The sequence below is a fragment of the Acetobacter okinawensis JCM 25146 genome (assembly GCF_000613865.1).
Classification (GTDB): domain Bacteria; phylum Pseudomonadota; class Alphaproteobacteria; order Acetobacterales; family Acetobacteraceae; genus Acetobacter; species Acetobacter okinawensis.
Genome location: NZ_BAJU01000113.1, coordinates 1 through 1,268 on the forward strand (window position 1 = coordinate 1; position 1,268 = coordinate 1,268).

The window sequence follows — 1,268 nt, forward strand, 5'->3', positions numbered from 1 at the left end:
CGGCGTCTGCGCTGGCTGGGCCTGACCGACGCGCTGCGCGCCCTCCACCCCAGCGGGGCGGCCTACACGTTCTGGGATTATCAGGCCGGAGCATGGCCGCGTGACAGCGGATTGCGGATCGACCACATGCTCCTCTCCCCCGCGTGGCCGAACGCCTGCAAACAGCACAACCAGACAGGGACGAACGCGCCAAGGAGCGCCCGTCCGACCATGTGCCGCTCATTGTCACCCTTGCCGATGGCGCACCCTCCCTGCCTGAGCATCCCCCCCGAGCAGCGGAAGCCTGCATAATCCGCCTTGCCACTCTGGCAGAATGTGCCCACCTGCCCGCACTGGAGCAGGACGCGGCACGGGCCTTTGCCAGCATCCCGGAGCTGGCATGGCTAGCTGGTGGGCCAGTAACATCCCCTGCGGCACACCAGCGGTGCGTTGCAACACAGACCTGCTGGGTCGAGGTGGAAACGACAGGGCAAGTGCGGGGCTTTTTAAGCGCCACTCCTTACGGGCATACGCTGCATATAGAGGAAATGTCGGTTGCGCAGGCCGCACAGGGCCACGGACTGGGCCGTCGCCTGCTGCACAACGCGTGCCAAGCGGCACAGGAACGGGGCATGCGCCACGTCACGCTGACAACCTTTCGGGCCGTGCCGTGGAACGCTCCGTTTTATGCCTCGGTCGGGTTTTGTGTTGTGCCACCCAATGCGCTGGATGCACGGCTGGGCCATATACTGGAGCAGGAGGTGGCCCACGGCTTTGACGCCACTGCCCGCTGCGCCATGCGGCTGGACCTGCAACCTACCGTTCAATGTGTTCCAGAATGAAACACCTGCACCCGCCCGAACGGCACCGCTTAATCACACTCCCGTGAGAACGGGGGGCACAACCCCCTTATGCAGGCGCAAACCCTTGCACGTTTGTTATTTTTCATCACACTGACCCCCGCTCTGACGCACCGCACGTTCTTGCGATGTGTGGCTGCGTTTTGTGCACACCACACCCAATGCCAAGGAGGCACATCATGGCCTGGAACGCACCAAAAGTGACGGAAATCCCGTTGGGCGCAGAAATCAACAGCTATGTCTGCGGTCAAAAAAAATAAGGGAGGGGTCTCCCTCCTCAGCCGTCAGGTGGGTTGTGCCTAACCGGCCTGCCCCCTGACGGCTTTTTTGTTCAGAAAGCCTCTTATGCTTGATATTGTTGTCCTTGGCGCTGCCGCCGGTGGCGGTTTTCCGCAATGGAACTCCAACGCCCCCGCCTGCCGCCGCGCC

Annotated in this window: 2 protein-coding genes and 1 pseudogene; all 3 read left to right on the plus strand. The window is 62.6% G+C overall.

Features of this window, described 5'->3' with window-relative positions; genetic code table 11:
* Positions 1-245, plus strand: a pseudogene (locus JCM25146_RS21805) (endonuclease/exonuclease/phosphatase family protein); the annotation flags it as partial.
* The gene (locus JCM25146_RS20315) at positions 222-821 is read left to right on the plus strand and encodes a GNAT family N-acetyltransferase (RefSeq protein WP_242401203.1); all 600 of its coding nucleotides are present in this window, start codon (positions 222-224) and stop codon (positions 819-821) included. The pseudogene JCM25146_RS21805 and the gene JCM25146_RS20315, both read left to right, overlap by 24 nt.
* Before the next feature lie 197 nt (positions 822-1,018).
* Positions 1,019-1,099, plus strand: a complete 81-nt coding sequence (gene pqqA, locus JCM25146_RS21810; protein WP_035370857.1) for a pyrroloquinoline quinone precursor peptide PqqA — start codon at positions 1,019-1,021, stop codon at positions 1,097-1,099.
* Positions 1,100-1,268 lie beyond the last annotated feature (169 nt).

Coding starts and splice junctions, on each gene's coding strand:
- pqqA (WP_035370857.1), top strand. CDS start 1,019: ATGGCCTGGAACGCACCAAAAGTGACGGAAATCCCGTTGGGCGCAGAA.